At 62.2% G+C, this 17724-nt stretch carries 20 protein-coding genes; 15 read left to right on the top strand and 5 right to left on the bottom strand.

Annotated features, from left to right (window positions below; all coding sequences use genetic code 11):
* Positions 1-6 precede the first annotated feature (6 nt).
* The 6 genes from P3T24_RS18665 (at position 7) to P3T24_RS18690 (ending at position 4743) form a co-directional block, all read left to right on the top strand.
* A complete protein-coding gene (locus P3T24_RS18665) occupies positions 7-969 on the top strand; it encodes an MlaD family protein (protein ID WP_074263215.1) in 963 nt (320 codons plus the stop codon).
* An 18-nt stretch (positions 970-987) separates the two neighbouring features.
* Positions 988-1683, top strand: coding sequence for an ABC-type transport auxiliary lipoprotein family protein (locus P3T24_RS18670; RefSeq protein ID WP_429436743.1), 696 nt, complete (start codon positions 988-990; stop codon positions 1681-1683).
* 173 nt (positions 1684-1856) lie between these two features.
* Positions 1857-2180, top strand: coding sequence for a (2Fe-2S) ferredoxin domain-containing protein (locus P3T24_RS18675; protein WP_074263216.1), 324 nt, complete (start codon positions 1857-1859; stop codon positions 2178-2180).
* A gap of 8 nt (positions 2181-2188) precedes the next feature.
* Positions 2189-2833, top strand: a complete 645-nt coding sequence (locus tag P3T24_RS18680; protein WP_429436745.1) for an alpha/beta hydrolase — start codon at positions 2189-2191, stop codon at positions 2831-2833.
* A gap of 324 nt (positions 2834-3157) precedes the next feature.
* Positions 3158-4381, top strand: coding sequence for a D-alanyl-D-alanine carboxypeptidase family protein (locus tag P3T24_RS18685; protein WP_429436747.1), 1224 nt, complete (start codon positions 3158-3160; stop codon positions 4379-4381).
* Positions 4382-4473: 92 nt separating this feature from the next.
* On the top strand, positions 4474-4743 hold the full coding sequence (locus P3T24_RS18690; protein WP_074263219.1) for a DUF493 family protein: 270 nt from the start codon (positions 4474-4476) through the stop codon (positions 4741-4743).
* A gap of 33 nt (positions 4744-4776) precedes the next feature.
* Here P3T24_RS18690 and P3T24_RS18695 read toward each other — a convergent pair whose 3' ends face one another.
* Entirely contained in the window at positions 4777-5733 is a 957-nt protein-coding gene (locus P3T24_RS18695; protein WP_074263220.1) for a transcriptional regulator GcvA, read from the bottom strand.
* Positions 5734-5831: 98 nt separating this feature from the next.
* Here P3T24_RS18695 and P3T24_RS18700 point away from each other — a divergent pair, with 98 nt between their 5' ends.
* From P3T24_RS18700 to lipA, 3 genes are read left to right on the top strand one after another with little or no spacing between them, the layout of a single operon-like run.
* Positions 5832-6158, top strand: coding sequence for a DUF2917 domain-containing protein (locus P3T24_RS18700; protein WP_429436750.1), 327 nt, complete (start codon positions 5832-5834; stop codon positions 6156-6158).
* Between the two features lie 59 nt (positions 6159-6217).
* Entirely contained in the window at positions 6218-7039 is an 822-nt protein-coding gene (gene lipB, locus P3T24_RS18705) for a lipoyl(octanoyl) transferase LipB (protein ID WP_429436752.1), read from the top strand.
* A gap of 13 nt (positions 7040-7052) precedes the next feature.
* On the top strand, positions 7053-8057 hold the full coding sequence (gene lipA / locus P3T24_RS18710; protein ID WP_074263223.1) for a lipoyl synthase: 1005 nt from the start codon (positions 7053-7055) through the stop codon (positions 8055-8057).
* A gap of 114 nt (positions 8058-8171) precedes the next feature.
* On the opposite strand, the gene P3T24_RS18715 is transcribed toward lipA, so the two are convergent.
* A complete protein-coding gene (locus tag P3T24_RS18715; RefSeq protein ID WP_429436754.1) occupies positions 8172-8312 on the bottom strand; it encodes a hypothetical protein in 141 nt (46 codons plus the stop codon).
* Between the two features lie 51 nt (positions 8313-8363).
* Positions 8364-8900 (bottom strand): hypothetical protein, encoded by a 537-nt coding sequence (locus P3T24_RS18720; protein WP_429436757.1) that lies wholly within the window; start codon positions 8898-8900, stop codon positions 8364-8366.
* A 188-nt stretch (positions 8901-9088) separates the two neighbouring features.
* On the opposite strand from P3T24_RS18720, the gene tauA reads away from it, so the two are divergent.
* The 3 genes from tauA to P3T24_RS18735 all read left to right on the top strand — a co-directional run bounded on the left by tauA (position 9089) and on the right by P3T24_RS18735 (position 11888).
* Positions 9089-10114, top strand: coding sequence for a taurine ABC transporter substrate-binding protein (gene tauA / locus P3T24_RS18725; protein ID WP_429436760.1), 1026 nt, complete (start codon positions 9089-9091; stop codon positions 10112-10114).
* A 68-nt stretch (positions 10115-10182) separates the two neighbouring features.
* Complete coding sequence (locus P3T24_RS18730; RefSeq protein ID WP_429436763.1) at positions 10183-10980, top strand: taurine ABC transporter ATP-binding protein; 798 nt, start codon at positions 10183-10185, stop codon at positions 10978-10980.
* Positions 10977-11888 carry an ABC transporter permease subunit gene (locus tag P3T24_RS18735; RefSeq protein WP_429436765.1) on the top strand — a complete coding sequence of 304 codons (912 nt, stop codon included), beginning with the start codon at positions 10977-10979 and terminating at the stop codon, positions 11886-11888. The genes P3T24_RS18730 and P3T24_RS18735 overlap by 4 nt, the downstream gene beginning before the upstream one ends.
* Positions 11889-11903: 15 nt before the next feature.
* Here P3T24_RS18735 and P3T24_RS18740 read toward each other — a convergent pair whose 3' ends face one another.
* A complete protein-coding gene (locus tag P3T24_RS18740; protein WP_429436767.1) occupies positions 11904-12587 on the bottom strand; it encodes an HAD family hydrolase in 684 nt (227 codons plus the stop codon).
* 205 nt (positions 12588-12792) lie between these two features.
* Between P3T24_RS18740 and P3T24_RS18745 the strand changes: the two genes are divergently transcribed.
* On the top strand, positions 12793-14460 hold the full coding sequence (locus P3T24_RS18745; RefSeq protein ID WP_429436769.1) for a Na/Pi cotransporter family protein: 1668 nt from the start codon (positions 12793-12795) through the stop codon (positions 14458-14460).
* A 12-nt stretch (positions 14461-14472) separates the two neighbouring features.
* On the opposite strand, the gene P3T24_RS18750 is transcribed toward P3T24_RS18745, so the two are convergent.
* Entirely contained in the window at positions 14473-15246 is a 774-nt protein-coding gene (locus tag P3T24_RS18750) for a DeoR/GlpR family DNA-binding transcription regulator (protein WP_429436771.1), read from the bottom strand.
* A 432-nt stretch (positions 15247-15678) separates the two neighbouring features.
* Between P3T24_RS18750 and ugpQ the strand changes: the two genes are divergently transcribed.
* Both ugpQ and P3T24_RS18760 read left to right on the top strand, forming a co-directional pair.
* Entirely contained in the window at positions 15679-16461 is a 783-nt protein-coding gene (gene ugpQ / locus P3T24_RS18755) for a glycerophosphodiester phosphodiesterase (RefSeq protein ID WP_429436775.1), read from the top strand.
* Positions 16462-16580: 119 nt separating this feature from the next.
* Positions 16581-17693, top strand: coding sequence for an ABC transporter substrate-binding protein (locus P3T24_RS18760; protein WP_074263232.1), 1113 nt, complete (start codon positions 16581-16583; stop codon positions 17691-17693).
* The last annotated feature ends 31 nt before the right edge of the window (positions 17694-17724 follow it).

A 17724-nucleotide genomic window follows, 5' to 3' on the forward strand; every position in this document is an offset into this window, starting at 1 on the left:
TCTGAAATGGAAAACAAATCACATGCGTTCTGGGCTGGACTCTTCACGGTGGTGCTGCTGGTGGCGATCGCGGCGACGGTGTTTCTGTTCAAGGTCGACCGTTCGGTGCGCGTGCCGTACGACCTGATCGCGCGCACCAACGTCACCGGGCTGTATACGGACGCTGCGGTGCGCTATCGCGGTCTCGACGTGGGCAAGGTGGCGTCGATCAAGTTCGACCGCGACCATCCCGGGCAGATCCTGATCCGCATTCTGGTTGACACGCACGCACCGATCACGCATTCGACCTTCGGCAGCCTCGGCTTTCAGGGCGTGACGGGGCTTGCGTTCATCCAGCTCGACGACACGGGGCGCGATATGGAGCCGTTGGCGTCGTCGGAAAAACAGGTTGCGCAACTGCCGATGCGGCCTGGTCTCTTAGACCAGTTGCAGCAGCGTGGCGATATTCTGCTGCGCAAGCTGGAACGTATCGCGGACGACGTCAACGATACGCTGTCGCCGCAAATGCGCGATCAGTTGCTGGCCACGGCGGCAAGCCTGCAGCACGCCGCCGATGGCGTAACGACGTTGACAAAGCAGATGCAGCCGGCCGCGGGCAAGCTGCCGCAGACGATTGACGAGCTGAATCGCACGCTTGCCTCGACCAACCAGTTGATCACGGGCCTGAATCGCCCTGACGGTCCGTTCGAATCCAATCTGAACAAGGTCGGCACGGCGGCCCAGCAGGCCGGCGACGCACTGACCTCGATGAATGCGTCGGTGCAGGAACTGTCGGCGCGGGTCGGTTACGACACCTTGCCGCGCGTCAATTCGCTGGCTGACGATGTGCGTTCCGCCGCGCGTTCGGTGGATCGCGCCGCCGACATGTTCAGCACCAGTCCGCGCAGTGTGCTGTTCGGCGCGCCGGCTGCTGCGCCTGGCCCGGGTGAGCCCGGATTTTCGTGGCCCACAGCCGGCACGGCAAAGTGATCTGAAAGGAAGAATGTCATGGCACGCTCGCTTTCCAGTCTGCTTCATCGCTCGCTTTGCGGCGGGCCTTTTAGCCCACCTCGTAGCGCGACGCTTCGGCCAACTCAGCGTGTGCGCTCCGCCGGCGCTGCGCTAGCCGTCGCGCTCGCCTTCGGAGTGTTGGGCGGCTGCGCGGGCAATCCGGCGGTGCATGCCGACGCCCGCTATGACTTTGGGCCGCCCCCGCAGATGGCCACCTCGGGTCCGATGCCGGCCGTCAAGGTGCTCGATGTGACCGCACCCGCGACGCTGGCGTCGGACAAGCTGGTCTACCGTTTGAGCTACGCCGACGCGCAGCAGACCGCGTCCTATGCGAACAGTCACTGGACCATGGAGCCGTCCGCGTTGCTCACGCAGCGCCTGCGCGATGTGCTGTCGCAGCGCGGCACGGTGCTGACGGGCTCCGATGGCGTGCGTGCGCCGGTTCTGCGGGTGGAGCTGATCGAGTTCGAACAGGTTTTCGACAGCCAGACGCAAAGTCATGGCGCCGTCGCCGCGCGCGTGACCTTGACGCAGAGCGGCAAGGTCGTCGCGCAGCGCAGCTTCACCGCGCAGGCGCCGGCCAGTTCTGCTGATGCGGCCGGCGGTGCGCGAGCGCTCGCTACGGCAGGCGACGATCTGGTGGCGCAGATCTCCGCATGGTTGAGTTCCCAGGCGCTGGTTGGCGGGCAGTGAGCGGCTCGCCCGGGCGTGTAGCTTGCGTTGGGGCTAACAGGGCTGAACAGCGCAGGCGCGAACAGCGGGCCCCGGCCCCGCTCGCTATAATCGTCCCACTACAGGCGCGCCGCGGTGCTTGCACACGCCGGCGGCCATCGAATTTCCCCTGATACGGTCTCTCCGCGGACACCATGGATTCTTTCTACAAGTACCACGTCTTCTTCTGTCTCAACCAGCGCGATCCCGGTGCTGAGCGCCCGAGTTGCGCGAATTGCAACTCGCAGGCCATGCAGGAGCATGCGAAAAAGCGCGTGAAGCAACTGGGCCTCGCGGGTCCGGGCCAGGTGCGCATCAACAAGGCGGGTTGCCTCGATCGCTGCGAGGAAGGTCCGGCGCTTGTGATCTATCCGGAAGGCACGTGGTACACCTATGTCGACGAGAGCGACATCGACGAGATCGTCGAATCGCATCTTGCGAATGGCAAGGTCGTCGACCGTCTGAAAATCGATCAATAAGCGGCGTCATGAACGTTCATACGAAACAGTTCCTGATCGATGGTCCGGTCGGCAAGATCGAGGTTGCGCTCGATCTGCCCGATGAAACGCACGACAACGGCGCGGCGCCGCGCGGGATTGCGCTGGTGGCGCATCCGCACCCGCTGTTCGGCGGCACGATGGACAACAAGGTCGCGCAGACGCTTGCCCGCACCCTCGTGCAACTGAATTACGTGACCTATCGCTCGAACTTCCGCGGAGTGGGGCAGACCCAGGGTGAACACGACGCGGGTATCGGCGAGCGTGACGACTTGCGCGCGGTGCTCGATTACATGCGCGCACAGCCTGGGCAAGCCGATCTGCCCCTCGTGCTGGCGGGCTTTTCGTTCGGCACCTTCGTGCTCTCGCATGTGGCGGCGCGGCTCCTCGAAGAAGGCCAGGCGATCGAACGCATCGTGTTCGTCGGCACGGCGGCGAGCCGCTGGGAAGTGGCGCCCGTGCCGGAAAACACGCTTGTGATTCACGGCGAAACCGACGATACGGTGCCCATCCAGTCGGTGTACGACTGGGCGCGGCCGCAGGAATTACCGGTGGTGGTGATCCCCGGTGCCGAGCATTTTCTGCATCGCAAACTGCACGTCCTGAAGCGCATCATCGTCGACGCCTGGCGTTGACGGCTGGGGTGGCACGCGTTTTCCGGGGTACAGGTACGCGTCAAATGAAAATTTATCCGCACGCGATGCGCAAAGTTGGCTCCCCGGCGCGCGTATAATGAGCGCTCTTTTTTGGGCGCAGCGCGGCCCGTCCGGTTGATTGGCGCATCGTCAGCGCCGTTGCTTGATTGCAAGGCCGGATTGTGGGGCGCGTTGCGCGAACCGATCGTGTGGCCGGAAGTCCAACGGGCGCCGCGTTGCGTTTACGCGGCCAGCGCTCGCCGACCGGCTCTTCCAATCTGCGCGCCCTTGGGCGCGATGCAAATTTCTGCCCGAATCGATCCTATGCGTTTTTCCACCTCCGGCTTTTCGTCACTCTCGTCCTTCGTTCCCCATACCATCAGCCGTGCTGTGACGCTCGGCGTGCTGCTGCCGGCCGCGCTGGTGGCTAGCACCGCGGCCCTCGCGCAGGTCCCGCCGCCGGCGGTGAATGCGCGCTCGTGGGTACTCGTCGATGCGACCAGCAATCAGGTGCTCGCGTCCGGCAACGCCGATGAGCGCGTCGAACCGGCTTCGCTGACCAAGCTGATGACCGCGTATCTGGTCTTCGAAGCGCTGCAGACGAAGAAGATCACGATGGAGCAGATCGTTAACCCGAGCGAAGCGGTGCGCCGCGTCAAGACAGACGAATCGCGCATGTTCATCGAGGCGAACAAGCCGGTCTCCGTGCACGACCTGGTCTACGGCATGATCGTGCAGTCCGGCAACGACGCCGCAATCGCGCTGGCAGAACTGGTGGGCGGCAGCGAATCCCAGTTCGTCAACATGATGAACACCGAGGCGCAGCGCCTCGGCATGACGCATACCCACTTCGCCGACGTGAACGGTATGCCTGACGCACAGCACTACACGAGCGCGGGCGATCTGGCGATCCTGTCGGCGCGCCTGATCCGCGACTATCCCGACTACTACAACATTTTCTCGGTCAAGGAATTCACCTACAACAAGATCAAGCAGCCGAACCGCAATCGTCTGCTGTGGATCGATCCGACGGTCGACGGTCTGAAGACCGGTCACACCGAGGCCGCCGGTTATTGCCTGATCGCGAGCGCCAAGCGGCCACTGCCGGGCGCGCCGGACGCATCGCGTCGTCTGGTTTCGGTGATGATGGGTGAAGTGAAAGAGCATGACCGTGTCGAAGACAGCCTGAAGATGCTGAACTACGGTTACAGCGCGTACGACACGGTGCGTCTGTACAAGGCCGGCCAGGTGATCGAGACGCCGCGCGTCTACAAGGGTGCGGAAGACACGGTGAAGATCGGCGTGAAGGCCGACCAGTACATCACGGTGCCAAAGGGTCTCGCCGACAAGGCCAAGCCGCAGGTCGAGCATATCGATCCGCTGATCGCACCGATCGCCGAGGGCCAGCAGGTCGGCACGGTGAAGCTGGTGGCGGATGGCAAGGTGGTCTCGCAGTTCCCGATCGTGGCGCTTCAGGCCGTGCCGCAAGCCGGCGTAGTGGGCCGCGTGTGGGATTCGCTGATGCTGATGTTCAACAAGAAGAAGTAAGCGCTGATGCGCGCGGGTGCGTGCAGTTGTGCGCATTCGCGTGACGGCGGCTCCGGCAGGCATGCTGCCGGGCCGTTGCCGAGGAGTGAAAGATGCAACCCGACAATGATTCGCTGTTTGAGTTTCCCTGCGATTTCCCGATCAAGGTGATGGGCAAGTCGCATCCCGAATTCGCCGAGACGATCGTGACGGTGGTCAAGCAGTTCGATTCCGAGGTCGACCCGTCGCGTGTCGAGATGCGGCCGTCGAGCGGTGGTAACTACACGGGCCTCACGGTGACGGTGCGCGCCACCAGTCGTGCCCATCTCGACGATATCTATCGCGCGCTCACCGGCCATCCGATGGTGAAGGTCGTGCTGTAAGCAGCGGGGCGCGCCTCGCGTCCCCAGTTGCGTTTATGGCGTGACGTGCAATGCGTCCGCCGCGCTTTGCGGCCCTGCCGAGCAGGCCCGTTCGAAGAGCAGTTTGAAGCTTCTCACCTCGTCGAACACCCAGTCCCGGAATGCCCGTACCCGCTCCGTCTGCAGACTTTGCGGCGTGCAGATGAAGTAGTACTGCCACGGGCTTGGACCGTCCACATCGAAGAGCCTGACCAGCCGTCCTGACGCGACCTCGTGCATCGCCAGCGAGCGGCGCGTGAGTGCAACCCCTTGTCCGTCGATCGCCGCCTGCAGCAGGTTCGACGAGTCCTGGTACAACACGCCGCGTTTCGGTTCCGGCCATTCGGTCAGGCCCGCGGCGTCGAACCAGGGGCGCCACAATTCGTCATCGGAACGCAGCAGCGGGACCTTGGCGAGATCGGCCGGTACTTTCGGCAGATTGCCGCCGTTGAAATTCGGTGCGCAGGCGGGAAAGAAGATCTCTTCGAGCAGCAGCTCGGCGTGCAGGCCGGGGTATTTGCCGAAACCGAAGCGGATCGCCGCATCGACGTCGTCGCGGGCGAAGTCTGTCAGCGAATTGGTGGAGAGCAACTCGAGATCCCATTGGGGGTGAGCTTCGATGAAACTGCCGATGCGCGGCGTCACCCAGCGCGCCGCGAACGACGTCAGCATCGACACCACCAGACGCCGCTCGCGGTCGCCGGCGCGCAGTTCGCGGGTGGCGTCGGCGAGCGCGGTCAGCGCCGCGCGCACCTGTCCCGCGTAACGGCGGCCGACTTCCGTCAGGCGCACGCGCTTGCCGTCGCGGGCGAACAGCGTCACGCCCAGCTCGGCCTCGAGCGCGCGAATCTGATGGCTGACCGCGCCGTGGGTCACGAACAGTTCATCCGCCGCACGCGAGAAGCTTTCGTGGCGGGCCGCGGCCTCGAATGCCTTGATGGCGTTCAGCGCTGGGAGTTGTCGTAGGTCCATCGCAATTTTTCTCACATAGAGGTGAAATTTGATCGTTTTGCGTAAACCCTTGCTGCGCCTACGATTGTAGTCACGAAACGGCTTTTTGCGAGGTTGTCATGCGAGAAATTTCCTCTAGTATCACATTTGAAATCAAGTCTGGCGAGACGGTTCCGATGAAGGTTGTGCGCAGCACGCGGCTGGCGGTGAGCGGTTCTGCGGTATGGGTAACACGCAGCGACGACACCGAAGACTATTGGCTCGAACCGGGCCATACGTTGCGCCTGCGGCGCGGAGAACGGCTGTGGCTGAGCGTAGAAGCGGATTCGCAGGCGCGGGTGGCGTTCGACGTTCCGGCGCGCGCCGATGTGCGGGCGGTCGACTGGCTGGTGCGTCTTGCCGACCGGTTCGGTATGCGTTTGCGCGACGGCTGGCGGACCGTTTGAGGGTGAGTGCGGCGAGGGTTCCGGCGGGGATCTCAGTATTTCGGTAAACTACCGGGATCATGTGTGCCACGCCGGTATCTTCGCCTTCCCTGTCCTCCGAGCTCGTTCCAGCTGACCTGGCTGATCCGGTGGCGCCGGTGTCGGCCGGTCTCGTTACCTCTACGCAGGCCGAACCGGTCGCAGTGGGTTTGCCCACTCCCGTTCCAACGCTGCGCTGGCGCGGCGTCGAATCCTACGAAATCAGTTTCGAGGCGATGCGAGCTTTCACGGACGCGCGCACTTCAGAAACCGCGGACGAAATCTGGCTGGTCGAACATCCCCCTGTTTTCACCCTGGGCCAGGCCGGCAATCCGGCGCATCTGCTATCCGCGGACAGCGGCATTCCGCTGGTCAAGGTCGACCGCGGCGGACAGATCACGTATCACGGGCCAGGGCAGGTGGTCGCTTACCTGCTGCTCGACTTGCGCCGCCGCAAGCTGATGGTGCGTGAACTGGTGACGCGCATCGAGCAGGCCGTGATCGACACGCTCGCGGCGTATAATCTCGCCGGAGAACGCAAGGCGGGCGCCCCTGGTATCTACGTGGCGCCCGGTCCGGATGCCGGGTCGCATGCGGGCGCCAAGATCGCCGCGCTGGGCCTGAAAATCCGCAACGGTTGCAGTTATCACGGGGTCAGTCTGAACGTGAAGATGGATCTGCAGCCGTTTCTGGCCATCAACCCATGCGGGTACGCGGGGCTCGAAACCGTCGATATGGCGACGCTCGGCGTCGCTGCCGACTGGGACGACGTAGCCCGGACCTTTGCTGCAAGCCTCACCGCAAACATCGACGGCACGCCCGCGGCCGTCGCCCAACCGCAGGCTGGTGTCGTGACCGCCTGACTGGATCGAACCAATGACTGACGTTACCGCGAACCTCGCCGGCACTGCCACTCCTGACGCCGCTACCGCACCGGCTGCTTACGATGCTACGGCGAAGCAGAAGGCGCAGGCGAAGACTGCACGCATTCCGATCAAGATCATCCCGATCGAAAAGCTGAAAAAGCCGGACTGGATTCGCGTGAAAGCGGCCACCGGCAATTCGCGCTTCTACGAGATCAAGCAGATTCTGCGCGAGCACAATCTGCACACGGTCTGTGAGGAAGCGAGCTGCCCGAACATCGGCGAGTGCTTCGGCAAGGGCACCGCCACGTTCATGATCATGGGCGACAAGTGCACGCGCCGTTGCCCGTTCTGCGACGTCGGCCACGGCCGTCCTGATCCTCTGGATACCGAAGAACCGGGCAATCTCGCCCGCACGATTGCTGCGCTGAAGCTGAAGTACGTGGTGATCACCAGCGTGGACCGCGACGATCTGCGTGACGGCGGTGCGGCTCACTTCGTTGAATGCATCCGTCAGACGCGTGAACTGTCGCCGGAGACGCGCATCGAAATTCTGACGCCGGATTTCCGTGGCCGTCTGGATCGCGCGCTGGGCATTCTCAATGCCGCTCCGCCCGATGTGATGAACCACAACCTCGAAACGGTGCCGCGTCTGTATAAGGAAGCGCGCCCGGGGTCGGACTACGCACACTCACTGAAGCTGCTGAAGGACTTCAAGGCGCTGCATCCGCATGTCGCTACCAAGTCGGGCCTGATGGTCGGTCTTGGCGAGACGGAAGAAGAGATCCTCCAGGTGATGCGCGATCTGCGCGAGCACGACGTCGATATGCTGACGATTGGGCAATACCTGCAACCGTCCGAGCACCACCTGCCGGTTCGCTCGTACGTGCATCCGGATACTTTCAAGATGTACGAGGAAGAAGCGTACAAGATGGGCTTCACGCACGCGGCCGTTGGCGCGATGGTGCGTTCGAGCTATCACGCGGATCTGCAGGCGCACGGAGCCGGGGTGGTCTGAGGTTCTTGCCGGTAGTTTGCTTAGATATAAAGCCCGCACGTGTTGCGGGCTTTTTTACGTCTGCGGCCACTCGAGGATTTGAGGCGCTGAGTTGGGCTTTGCTGCTTGCGCCCGTTAGTGCCAGAAGAAGAGCCGGGCGATCAGCAGGCTGACGGAGTACGTCACGCCGCCGACGATCCAGAAGTAGACGATGTATTTCGTGATCCGATCTCGCACGTCGTCATGTTCGATGAGGTAGTCAATAACGTTGGGCATATTAAATTCTCCCTTGAAGAAGGATAATTATAGCTCGGTTGGGATAAATATTTAGGCTAACGAATAATGAGATATGGAGAAGGTTGTCGCGACGATTGCAGTTGCAACGACGGATGACCACAGTAGCAATCTGCCGGGGGCGCCGGCGCTGTCCGCTGCACTGAAATATTTTCTCGCGTCCGCAGCCCCAAACACAACGACCACCGATGATCCAACAATGAACGCGGTGTGCCACACCAGTCCGATCCATATCCATGAACGACTGCTGGCGAACATCGGTTGGTCGAGAGCACAACCCAGTTCGTAGCATGCGGCGGCACTCATCGCGATGACGGTCCAGAACAGTTGGCCGTGTTGCAATGCGACCTTCAAAACATCGCCGGCAATCTCGCGATAGGCAAGTGAGAAATTCAGCAGTGGCAGCAGGGCGATGGGCGCAAGAATGGGCACCGCGATATTGGATAAGAGCCAGCTTAAGTGAGCTAATGATTCGATCATGGTTTGAAGCGCATAGTGAAGAGATCTAACCCATGATCCGGTCCAGGCCATACGGCGGTCAATCGACCGAACGACCAGCTTGCGCTTCACTGCCAACCATGCTGCGTTCCGCTCCAAGCCACTACGCGTGCATCGCAACGGACTTACCCATCCAACCCAACGTAAAAAGCAATGCCCAAGCAGCGTGATTAGCAATCGTGAATTCGTTAGAACCGCCTGTCTCCAAACTCCCTATAGTCGAAAGCCTCCCAAACACCTTATTAAAACGGGGCTTCTCGATGAACCGATTCTTCCGTCCGCTGGCCGCACTCGTCACGCTGCTTGCTGTTTCCGCGCCTTTCGCGAGCGCCGCTCACGCCGATACCAAAGAGGTTGTGATCGCTTATCAGGACATGGTCTTGCCGTGGCGTTACGCGCAGGCCACCGGCGAGGTCGAGAAGGAAACGGGCTACAAGGTGATCTACCGTCAACTGGGCAGCGGCGCGGAAGTGGTCCGTGCGTTGGCCTCGGGTTCGGTGCAACTCGGTGAAGCCGGTTCCAGTCCGATTGCGGCAGGCCTGTCGCAGGGCGTCGATATCTCGCTGTTCTGGATTCTCGACAACATCAACAATGCCGAGGCCCTGGTGGTGCGCGACGGTTCGGGCGTGACGAGCATCGCCGGTCTGAAGGGTAAAAAGATCGGCGTGCCGTTCGTGTCCACCTCGCATTTTCATACGCTGGTCGCGCTGCAAAACGCGGGTGTGAACCCGTCTGACGTGAAGATTGTCAATCTGCGCCCGCAAGAAGTAGCGGCTGCGTGGGACCGCGGCGACATCGACGCAACCTACATCTGGGACCCGGTGCTCGCCAAGGTGAAGAAGAACGGCAAGGTACTGATTACCTCAGGTCAGGTTGCACAGGAGACGGGTAAGGCGACCTTCGACGGCTTCGTGGTGGACCGCAAGTTTGCCCAGCAAAACCCCGAGTTTGTCGCACGCTTCGTCAAGGTGCTAGCTGAAAGCGATGCAAGCTATCGCGATCACACCTCGGCATGGTCCGCTACTTCGCCGCAGGTCGCAGCCGTTGCCAAGGAGTCCGGAGCGAATGCCCAGGACGTACCGGCGAGCCTTGCACTTTATGCTTTCCCGTCGGCGGCTCAGCAGGCGTCCAGCACGTGGCTCGGCGGCGGCTCGCAATCCGGTGCGGCGAAATCGCTGGCGGCGACGGCAGTGTTTCTGAAGACCCAGGGGACGATTCAAAATGTGCTGCCCGACTATTCGGCGGGTGTCGATCCGCACTTCGTTCAGCAGGCGGCGCACGAGTAATGCGGTAATGATAGCGCGTCCTCAGGTCGCGCCTGTACCGCATCCTATTGGGAACCCACAGGCATTTTATGAGTAGTCTGGAGATCCGGCGGCTGCACGTCGCCTACGAAGGTGCACGTGGCGCGCTCCCTCATGTCGCGCTGGCCGATGTCGATCTGAGCATCGAGTCCGGTGAGTTCGTCGTGGCGCTTGGCGCGTCCGGCTGCGGCAAGACGACCCTGCTCAATTGCATTGCTGGCTTTATCCAGCCGAGCGGCGGTGAAGTCCGTCTGAACGGTGAACTGGTCAATGGCCCGGGCGCAGATCGCGGCGTGGTGTTCCAGAAATACGCGCTGTTGCCGTGGCTCGACGTGCTCGACAACGTCGCGCTCGGTCTTCGTTTTCAGCGTGTGCCGAAAGCGCAGCGCGAACGTATCGCGCTGCAGATGCTTGCGCTCGTCGGACTGGAGCAACATGCTCGCTCAAGGGTGTACGCCTTGTCGGGCGGGATGCAGCAGCGCGTGGGGATCGCGCGGGCGCTCGCCAGCGATCCGCAGGTACTGCTGATGGACGAGCCGATGGGCGCACTCGATGCCATGACGAGAGAGTCGATGCAGGAACTGGTGCTCGACGTCTGGGGCCGAACCCACAAGACCGTCTTCTTCATCACGCATAGCGTCGAAGAAGCTCTGTTTCTGGCGACGCGCCTCGTCGTGATGACACCAGGACCCGGGCGCATCGCCGAGAGCTACGATCTGCCGTTCGCCCGGCGTTTTCTGGAGACGCGCGACGCACGCGCAGTGAAGTCGTCGCCGGAATTTATCGAGTGGCGTGAGCGGTTGGTGCGGCGCCTGCATCAGCGCGCGCCGGAAGAGGTGCTCTTGTGACTGTGTCGAATGATTCACTTAACCAGGTGCCCCTGGCCTCGTCCGGCGTTACCGTGAAAGATTCACCGCTTGCATCGTCGTCATCCGCGCCGCTCCCGGAGAGGCGCGTGAGACCGGTACGTGCATGGCGCATGCCGGGTGAGGGGCCGACCGCGGCGCTGAGCATCGCTTCGGTGATCGCGCTGGCGGCGTTGTGGTGGATCGCGACGCATCTGCACTGGCTGCCGCCGCTTTTCCTGCCGACGCCGGAAGCCGTCTGGAGCGCATTCATCGACGCTTGTCATGGACGCATCCAGGGCGGCCTGCCCTTGTCGCAACACCTTGCGTGGAGCGCGCTGCGTGTGTTTGGCGCTTTTGCGCTGGCTACGGTGACGGCGATTCCGGTCGGCATCCTGATGGGCGTGAGCCGGGTAGCGCGCGGGTTACTTGATCCGCCGCTGGAGTTTTACCGGCCGCTGCCGCCGCTCGCTTATCTGCCACTCGTGGTGATCTGGTTTGGCATCGACGAGACGGCGAAGATCGTCGTCATTTACCTCGCCTGTTTCGCACCGATCGCCATGGCTGCCCGTGCCGGCGCGCGCAGCGCCACCGTCGAGCAGATTCATGCGGCTTACTCGCTCGGCGGTTCGTTCGCGCAGATCGTGCGCCATGTGGTCTTGCCCGCAGCATTGCCGGAGATTCTGACCGGACTGCGGATTGCAATCGGCTTTGGCTGGACCACGCTTGTCGCCGCCGAGATGGTGGCCGCGACCGCGGGCCTCGGTCAGATGGTGCTCAATGCGTCGAGCTTTCTACGCACCGACGTCGTGGTAATGGGCATCGTACTGATTGGTCTGATCGCGTGGATCTTCGATCTGGGCATGCGAGCGCTGGAACGGCGTCTGGTGCCCTGGAAGGGGCGGGTGTAATGCGTCTTGTGGCTCTTAGACAAACAACTCAATCACCGGCCAGTTCCGTTCCAGCGCAATCGCGCGCAGCCGCTCGTCCGGATTGGTCGCCACCGGGTCGGTGACGCGCTCGAGCAGCGGCACGTCGTTGATTGAATCGCTATAGAAGTAGCTTTTCGGAAAGTCCTGCAACGCGTACCCGAGCGACGCCAGCCAGCTTTCCGTGCGCACGATCTTGCCTTCGCGGAACGTCGGCACGCCGACGGCCGCGCCGGTATAGCGGCCGCGCGGATCGTCACCCTCGGTGCCGAGTTCGATGCCGAGCAGATGCTCAAACCCGAGTGCCTTGCCGATCGGCGCCGTCACGAACACATTCGTCGCGGTGACGATGCAGCACAGGTCGCCGGCATCGAGGTGCCGTTGGATTAGTTCGCGGGCGGCCGGCCGGATCGCCGGCACAATCACTTCGCTCATGAACACCGCATGCCATGCATCGAGTTGTGCGCGTGAATGACGTGTCAGCGGGGCGAGCGTGTAGTTCAGGAAATCGCTCATATCGAGTGTGCCCGCCACGTATTGACGGTAGTACGCGTCGATCTCCTGCGCGTGCCGCTCGGCGCCTTCCACACCCAGCTTCGCCATGAAGTGGGCCCAGGCCTGATCGCTGTCGAGCGGCAGCAGCGTATGGTCCAGATCGAACAGCGCGAGGTTACGACTCATCCCAGATTCCTTGCATCCAACGCTTCGACACCAACCCCATTGCTGGATCGGCACGCTTTTCCCATCCTCGCAGATCGTATATTTAAGTGCACAAAATTACAATAAACCAAATTTGTGCAACACTATCGTCATATTTCTCCGGATGTCGCCAGGTGGCCGCATGCGGGTCGGGTTACGGTTAGAGCATTGAGAAGCGTCGTGCCTTATGTTGATTCTCCTGAACCTTCTCTCCGGTGTGGCTTTGCTCGTATGGGGGTCGCACATCGTCCGCACGGGCATCCTGCGCGTGCTCGGCGCAGATCTGCGCAGCGCCCTCGGGCGTAGCACCGGCAGCCGCCTGCGCGCGTTCGGGTCCGGCATCGCAGTGACCAGCCTCGTGCAAAGCAGCAATGCCACTGCGGTGATTGTGACGTCGTTCGCAGCCCAGGGTTTGCTACCGCTTGCCAGTGGTCTTGCCATCATGTTGGGCGCGGATGTCGGCACGGCCTTGATGGCGCGGGTGCTCACGCTCGATCTGTCGTGGCTGTCGCCAATCCTCTTGCTGCTGGGCGTACCGCTGTTCCTGACGCGCAAGCAGACGCGTGTGGGCCAGGCGGGCCGTACGGCGATCGGCCTTGGGCTCATCCTGCTGGCGCTGCATCTGATCGTCGAAGCCGCGCAGCCGATGATGCAAGGCGCCGGCGTACGCGTGATGTTCGGTGCCTTGACCGGCGACACGATGCTCGATGCCCTGGTTGGCGCCACCTTCGCGGTGATTTCCTACTCGAGTCTCGCGGCCGTGCTGTTGACGGCGACGCTGGCATCGTCGGGAGTGATTTCGCTGAAAGTGGCGTTGTGCCTCGTGATCGGTGCCAATCTGGGCAGCGGCCTGCTGGCGTTGAGCGGCACGTTGGCGCAAAACGCCGCGGCACGGCGCCTCGCACTCGGCAGTCTGGTGTTCAAGCTCGCGGGTGCGTTGCTCATCCTGCCGTTCGCTTCCCTGTTGGCGCGTGGCTTGCCGGTGCTCATCGGCAATCCGCGTGAGGCGGTGGTCGGGTTCCATTTGATCTACAACGCGCTGCGTTGCTGCGCGTGCCTCGCGCTGATCGACCCGGTTGCACGCGTCTGCAGCCGGCTGCTGCCGGACCGGCCGCAGCAGGACGGCGCACTGCGGGCGCTACATCTCGACGTGGCCGCACTTTCCACGCCGTCTCTGGCACTGGCCAATTCGGCGCGCGAAGTGCTGCGCATCGGCGACATCGTCCGGACCATGCTCGACAACGTCGCCGAGCTGCTTCATCGCAATGATCTTGCCAAGGCACGCGAGACGATTCGTATGGACGACGACATCGACCAGCTTTATGCCGCGGTCAAAAGCTACCTCGCCAGAATTTCCCGTGAGCAGCTCGACGAGGCGGACAGTCGGCGCTGGACCGACATCATCGCGCTCACCATCAATCTTGAGCACGCGGGCGACATCATCGAGCGTATCGTCAACAATATCGAAGAGAAAAAGATCGCCCACCGGCTTGCGTTTTCGGAGCAGGGTCTCGGCGAACTGGAGGATCTGCACGCTCGCCTCGTCAGCAATCTGCAACTCGGGTTATCGGTGTTTCTCAACAATGACCTGCGTTGCGCGGAGAGCTTGCTGGCTGAGAAGGAGCGCTTCCGGGATCTCGAGCGGGTCTACTCCTATGCCCACCTCGACCGCCTGGCCGGGCAAACCTTGCGCAGCGTCGAGACGAGCGCGCTGCATCTCGACATGATCAGCGACATGAAGCGGCTAAATTCGCTGTTCTGCTCGACGGCCTATCCGGTGCTCGACGCAGCCGGCGCGCTACACGATACGCGCTTGCGCAAACGCGTCCTGGATACCCTGCACGCGCCGGAATAGCCGCCATCGCATCTACGCGAGAATGACCCGCGCCACCTTCTTCTTCAGCGGCGCGAATTCGGTCGATTCGGCCGCCTTCTTGTTGGTGATCAGCACGTCGACGTTCTCAGCCGGGCAGTACGAGATGCGACTGCGCTGACCGATCTTGCTGTAATCGGCGAGAATCACTACGCGTTGCGCGTTGGCGACCATCGCCCGCGCCACCTCGGTTTCTTCGTGATCGTAATTGGTGGCGCCATGCCGATGATCGATGCCGACTGGCGACAGCAATGCCACGTCGGCCCGGTAGCGGTGAATGTCCAGGATTGTCGTGCTGCCGCCCGTCGCCATGGCCCGGTCGCTGATCGATCCGCCGAGCAGTATGACCTCGTTGCGGGCTTCGGCCTGCTGCTCGGTGGCGCCACGCATTTTCAGCGCGACGTCAATCGAATTGGTCACCACCGTCAGATTGGCGAGCTTCGCCAGCTCTTCCGCCAGCGCCGAGGTCGTCGTGCCGGCGTCGATAAACAAGGTCTGGCCGCTGGAGATGACCCCCATCGCCGCCTTGGCGATCGCCGTCTTCGATTTGACCCGGGTGTGGGCGCGTTCGGCGATGGGTGCTTCGTCAGCGGGCTTGATTGCACCGCCATGCACCCTCCGCAATTCGCCGAGTGCTTCCAGATCGAGCAGATCGCGCCGCACGGTTTCGCGCGAGACACCGAGATCCACCATGATCCGTTCGGTCGACACCCGTTGCAGTGTCGAGAGCAGCGCGCGAATTCTCTGATGACGGTCTTCCTGCCACATGCATTTCCCTCTGCGATCAAGTCGTCTGGACGGTTTTTCTACGTAACATCACTGACATGATTGTGTGTCGCCCCGATGTCATTGGCCCCACTTTAACCGTTTTGCGTTGTATTTTTTTGGTCCCTTGCAAATTTGTGTATTTAAATTTAGCCTTCGCAGATTGGACGACTGTCATCGAATCCGAACACGGAATGTTCGAAAAGGAATTGAAGTGTCCCGTTTTCGAACATCGGTTGTCGCTTTTGCAGGCAAGCGACTGTATGCTGCCTCCATCCTAAGCTAGGTGGCCCATTTCGCCGTCCGTTTCGATGCCGTGCCGCAGCATGACAGCTTGCTGACGAATAATACCGTTCGGTTCGTCATCCTGACGACCAGACGATGTGCCTGGTGAAGCGTGCGGTACATAAGAGACCATTTCGAAGGTGCGTAGACGTGGGAACTGGAATTGATCGTACTGTTACCGACTGGCCGTATCCGCGGCTCGTCGCGCACCGCTGCGGTGGAACGCTCGCACCGGAAAATACGCTGGCGGGCTTCGACGCCTGCAAGCGTTATGGGTATCGCATGGTCGAATTCGACGCCAAGCTATCGGCGGACGACCAGCTCTTCCTGCTCCACGACGACACGCTCGAGCGCACGACCAACGGCCACGGCCCTGCCGCTGAGCAGACGTGGGAACAGTTGGCGAAGCTCGATGCCGGCTCATGGCGCGACGCCGCGTTCGCCGGCGAACGCCTGCCGACACTCGCCGAGGTTGCCGCACGCTGCAAGCAGGACGGCATCGCCGCCAACATCGAAATCAAACCGTGCCCCGGCCGAGATGCCATCACCGGTCAGCTCGTTGCAGCCGCTGCGCTGGAGCTCTGGCAGGGCCAGACGCAGCCGCTGCTGTCATCCTTCTCATACGAAGCGCTCGCCGCCGCGCGAGATGCCGCGCCGTCGCTGCCGCGCGGGATGTTGTTCGAAGCGGTGCCGCACGACTGGCTGCGCATTGTGCGCGAACTCGATTGCGTGTCGCTGCACGCCAGCCACAAATATCTGACTGCTGAACAGGTCGCCGAGATTCGCGCCGCAGGTTTGCGCGTGCTCGTCTACACCGTCAACGACCCGGAGCGCGCGGAGCTGCTGGCGCAATGGGGTGTCGACATGTTTTGCACCGATCGACTCGATCTGCTCGCGCACGACATGCTGTCCACGCCGAATAGCCCGGCCTAACGCGGCTCGCGGCGTAACCGGCAGACATGGCAGGCAGGCGCCCGGAATCGGGCGCCGAAGACAACTATCAGATGCAGTTTTCCTAACGTACTAATTTTCGGCAAAGGATGGGGAATACTATGAACCGCACGTGGCTAAGCCGTGTTCTCTCGATGTCAACGGTTGCGGGCGTCGCCGCAGCGGGTGCAGGCAGCGCGTTAGCCGCGCCGCCCGATGCGCTGGTTGCCGCCGCCAAACAGGAAGGTCAACTGACCGTAATCGCGTTGCCGCACGACTGGTGCGGCTACGGCCCGATGATCGCCGCCTTCGAAAAGAAATACGGCATCAAGGTGAACGAACTGAATCCGGACGCGGGCTCGGGCGATGAAGTCGAAGCCATCAAGGCCAATAAGGGCAACAAGGGTCCGCAAGCACCCGACACGATCGACGTGGGCCTATCCTTTGGCCCCACCGCGAAGACCGAGGGCCTGCTGCAACCGTACAAGGTGTCGACGTGGAAGGAGATTCCGGATTCAGCCAAGGATGCTGACGGTTACTGGTACGGCGACTACTACGGCGTGCTGTCGTTCGAAGTGAACGCCGACATGATCGACAAGGCGCCGGCCGACTGGAGCGATCTGCTCAAGTCCGACTACAAGAACGCCGTGTCGCTCGCAGGCGATCCGCGCTCGGCCAACCAGGCTATCCAGGCGGTCTACGCTGCCGGTCTGTCTTCGGGCAAGGGCGATGCCACCAAGGCCGCGGACGCTGGTTTGAAGTACTTCGCGGACCTGAACAAGAGCGGCAATTTCGTACCGGTGATCGGCAAGGCGGCTTCGCTGGCGCAAGGTACGACGCCGATCGTCGTGCGCTGGGACTACAACGCGCTGGCCGACCGCGACACGCTCAAGGGCAACCCGAAGGTGCAGGTCATCGTGCCGAAGACGGGCGTCGTAGCGGGCGTCTATGTGCAGGCGATCAGCGCGTACGCCCCGCATCCGAACGCAGCGAAGCTGTGGATGGAATACCTGTACTCGGACGAAGGCCAGATCGGCTGGCTGGCGGGCTATTGCCACCCGATGCGCTACACCCAACTGGTGGCCGCGAAGAAGGTACCGCAGGCGCTGCTCGACAAATTGCCGCCGGCATCGGCGTACAAGAATGCCGTGTTTCCGACGCTGTCGCAGCAGGATGCGTACAAGGACACGATCACCAAGCATTGGGATGAAGTGGTCGGCGCGAACGTCAAGTAAGCTCCGTAACGCCTGAGAGGGTCGCCTTGCG

Origin of the sequence: Paraburkholderia sp. GAS33 (assembly GCF_050436645.1) — a bacterium.
Classification (GTDB): Bacteria; Pseudomonadota; Gammaproteobacteria; order Burkholderiales; family Burkholderiaceae; genus Paraburkholderia; species Paraburkholderia phenazinium_B.

Excerpts from the sequence above, each read along its gene's own strand:
- P3T24_RS18665 (WP_074263215.1), top strand. The coding sequence starts at position 7 with ATGGAAAACAAATCACATGCGTTCTGGGCTGGACTCTTCACGGTGGTG.
- P3T24_RS18670 (WP_429436743.1), top strand. The coding sequence starts at position 988 with ATGGCACGCTCGCTTTCCAGTCTGCTTCATCGCTCGCTTTGCGGCGGG.
- P3T24_RS18675 (WP_074263216.1), top strand. The coding sequence starts at position 1,857 with ATGGATTCTTTCTACAAGTACCACGTCTTCTTCTGTCTCAACCAGCGC.
- P3T24_RS18680 (WP_429436745.1), top strand. The coding sequence starts at position 2,189 with ATGAACGTTCATACGAAACAGTTCCTGATCGATGGTCCGGTCGGCAAG.
- P3T24_RS18685 (WP_429436747.1), top strand. The coding sequence starts at position 3,158 with ATGCGTTTTTCCACCTCCGGCTTTTCGTCACTCTCGTCCTTCGTTCCC.
- P3T24_RS18690 (WP_074263219.1), top strand. The coding sequence starts at position 4,474 with ATGCAACCCGACAATGATTCGCTGTTTGAGTTTCCCTGCGATTTCCCG.
- P3T24_RS18695 (WP_074263220.1), bottom strand. The coding sequence starts at position 5,733 with ATGGACCTACGACAACTCCCAGCGCTGAACGCCATCAAGGCATTCGAG.
- P3T24_RS18700 (WP_429436750.1), top strand. The coding sequence starts at position 5,832 with ATGCGAGAAATTTCCTCTAGTATCACATTTGAAATCAAGTCTGGCGAG.
- lipB (WP_429436752.1), top strand. The coding sequence starts at position 6,218 with ATGTGTGCCACGCCGGTATCTTCGCCTTCCCTGTCCTCCGAGCTCGTT.
- lipA (WP_074263223.1), top strand. The coding sequence starts at position 7,053 with ATGACTGACGTTACCGCGAACCTCGCCGGCACTGCCACTCCTGACGCC.
- P3T24_RS18715 (WP_429436754.1), bottom strand. The coding sequence starts at position 8,312 with ATGCCCAACGTTATTGACTACCTCATCGAACATGACGACGTGCGAGAT.
- tauA (WP_429436760.1), top strand. The coding sequence starts at position 9,089 with ATGAACCGATTCTTCCGTCCGCTGGCCGCACTCGTCACGCTGCTTGCT.
- P3T24_RS18730 (WP_429436763.1), top strand. The coding sequence starts at position 10,183 with ATGAGTAGTCTGGAGATCCGGCGGCTGCACGTCGCCTACGAAGGTGCA.
- P3T24_RS18740 (WP_429436767.1), bottom strand. The coding sequence starts at position 12,587 with ATGAGTCGTAACCTCGCGCTGTTCGATCTGGACCATACGCTGCTGCCG.
- P3T24_RS18745 (WP_429436769.1), top strand. The coding sequence starts at position 12,793 with ATGTTGATTCTCCTGAACCTTCTCTCCGGTGTGGCTTTGCTCGTATGG.
- P3T24_RS18750 (WP_429436771.1), bottom strand. The coding sequence starts at position 15,246 with ATGTGGCAGGAAGACCGTCATCAGAGAATTCGCGCGCTGCTCTCGACA.
- P3T24_RS18760 (WP_074263232.1), top strand. The coding sequence starts at position 16,581 with ATGAACCGCACGTGGCTAAGCCGTGTTCTCTCGATGTCAACGGTTGCG.